Annotated in this window: 2 protein-coding genes; one reads left to right on the top strand and one right to left on the bottom strand. The window is 74.9% G+C overall.

Annotated elements, in window-relative coordinates; all coding sequences use genetic code 11:
* The first annotated feature begins 54 nt into the window (after positions 1 to 54).
* The gene (locus B7P34_RS35695) at positions 55 to 615 is read left to right on the top strand and encodes a PH domain-containing protein (RefSeq protein ID WP_106682259.1); all 561 of its coding nucleotides are present in this window, start codon (positions 55 to 57) and stop codon (positions 613 to 615) included.
* Positions 616 to 670: 55 nt separating this feature from the next.
* On the opposite strand, the gene B7P34_RS35690 is transcribed toward B7P34_RS35695, so the two are convergent.
* Positions 671 to 2,347: a phospho-sugar mutase gene (locus B7P34_RS35690; RefSeq protein ID WP_106682258.1), complete on the bottom strand. Its 1,677-nt coding sequence runs from the start codon at positions 2,345 to 2,347 to the stop codon at positions 671 to 673.
* Between the last annotated feature and the right edge of the window lie 55 nt (positions 2,348 to 2,402).

Genomic DNA, 2,402 nt, shown 5'->3' with positions numbered 1-2,402 from the left:
GTGCCGGCCGCCGTGCCCGCGGCCCCCGCCGGAGGCGTCAGGCACAATCTGCCCATGACGAGCCCTAGCCCCGAACAGGAATACGCCGACAGGCGCTACCGCTCGCCCGCCGGCATCGCGGGCGGCGTGCTGCTGCTCGCCCTCGCCGGCTGGCTGGGCGGCGACGCCGTGGCCCGCGGCGACGGCCGCACGCCCTGGCTGGCCCTGGCCGGCCTGCTGTGCGTCGTCCCGCTGATCATCGCCTTCACGCTGCGGCCCGCCGTCTTCGCGGGGGCCTCGCGGCTCCTCGTGCGGAACCCGTTCCGGACGATCACCCTGCCGTGGGCGGCGGTGGACGCGGTGCGGGCCGGCTACTCCAGCGAGGTGCTGGCCGGGGGCTCCACGTACCAGCTGTGGGCCGTGCCGGTGTCCCTGCGGAAGCGCAAGCGCGCGGCCCGGAGCGGGGCGGAGGCGGCTCCCGCCGACCAGACGGTCGCGGAGCTGCAGGAGCTCGCCGAGCGGGGCGCTTCGCGGGAGGACGCGAAGGGGGACGTGGTGGTGCGGTGGGCGTACGAGGTGCTGGTCCCCTCCGGGGTGGGGCTGGTGTTGTTCGTGGTGTTGCTGGTGGCCGGCTGACGGCCGGGCCGGCGCGGAAGGGGCCCGGGGCGTCAGCCCCGGGCCCCTTCCCGCATCAGATGCCCGCCGCCTGCGACAGATCGGCCTTGATCGAGGCCAGGACCTCGGTCGCCTTGGCCCGCGCGCCCGCGAGCGCCGCCGCGTCGGCGACCGGGATCACGACCTCCAGGTAGCACTTGATCTTCGGCTCCGTGCCGCTCGGCCGCACGATCACCCGCGCGGCGGAGACCGTCCCGGACTCGTCACCCGCGAGGTGGTAGCGCAGGCCGTCCGTCGGCGGCAGCGACTCCGTGCCCTTCGACAGGTCCTCCGCGGACGTGATGTGCAGGCCCGCCAGAACCGTCGGCGGCTGCTCGCGCAGCCTCCGCATCGCGTCGGCGATCAGGGAGAGGTCCTGGACGCGCACCGACAGCTGGTCCGTGGCGTGCAGGCCGTGCTCGACCGCCAGGTCGTCCAGGAGGTCGCTGAGCGTGCGGCCGGACTCCTTGAGCTCCGCGGCCAGCTCGGCGACCAGCAGGGCCGCGGTGATGCCGTCCTTGTCACGGACGCCCTCGGGGTCGACGCAGTAGCCGAGCGCCTCCTCGTAGGCGTAGCGCAGGCCGTCGACGCGGGCCAGCCACTTGAAGCCGGTCAGGGTCTCCGTGTACGGCGTGCCGGTGCTCGCGGCGGCGATGCGGGAGAGCAGGGACGACGAGACGATCGTCGTGGTGAACGTGCCGCGGGCGTTCTTGTGCACCAGGTGCGTGGCGAGCAGCGCGCCGACCTCGTCGCCGCGGAGCATGCGCCAGCCCTCGGCGCTGTCCGGGTCGGGGACGGCGACGGCGCAGCGGTCCGCGTCCGGGTCGTTGGCGATGACGATGTCCGGCCGGGCCTCGCGGGCGGTGGCGAACGCCAGGTCCATGGCGCCCGGCTCCTCCGGGTTGGGGAACACCACGGTCGGGAAGTCCGGGTCCGGCTCGGCCTGGGCGGCGACCACGGTCGGGGCGGGGAAGCCGGCGCGCTCGAAGGCGGCGGTCAGGACGTCGCGGCCGACGCCGTGCATGGGCGTGTAGACGACGCGGACGTCACGGGCGGAGCCGCCGGTCAGGACGGCGTCCGTGCGCTCCAGGTAGGCGCCCACGACGTCCTCGTAGCGGAGGGTCTCCCAGCCGGCGGAGGGGCGCGGGACGTCGTTCAGGCTGCTCACCGCGGCGATCTCGGCGGCGATCTCGGCGTCGGCGGGCGGCACGATCTGGGAGCCGTCGCCGAGGTAGACCTTGTAGCCGTTGTCGCGGGGCGGGTTGTGGCTGGCCGTGACCTCGATGCCGGCGACGGCGCCGAGGTGGCGGATCGCGAAGGCGAGGACGGGGGTGGGGAGCGGCTTCGGCAGGACCGCGGCCTTCAGGCCGGCGCCGACCATGACGGCGGCGGTGTCCTGGGCGAAGTCGGCGCTCTTGTAGCGGGCGTCGTAGCCGATGACGACCGTGCCGCCGGTGTGGCCCTGCTTCTTCAGGTACGCGGCGAGGCCGGCTGCCGCGCGGATCACGACGGAGCGGTTCATGCGCATGGGGCCGGCGCCGAGTTCGCCGCGGAGGCCGGCGGTGCCGAACTGGAGGGTCCCGGCGAAGCGGGCGGCGAGCTCGGCGGTGTCCCCGGCGTCGATGAGCTGGGCGAGCTCCTCGCGGGTGTCGGGGTCGGGGTCCTCGGCGAGCCAGGTCCGGGCCTGGGCGATGAGGACGTCGTCTCGCTCCACGGTGTCTCCTACGGAGGGTTCGGGGTATGGGGTCTGTGTCGGGTGGGGCGGGTGC

The organism is Streptosporangium nondiastaticum (assembly GCF_003011965.1).
GTDB lineage: Bacteria > Actinomycetota > Actinomycetes > Streptomycetales > Streptomycetaceae > Streptomyces > Streptomyces nondiastaticus.
The sequence above is the reverse complement of the archived record's forward strand: the minus strand, read 5'-3'. Positions and strand labels throughout refer to the sequence as shown.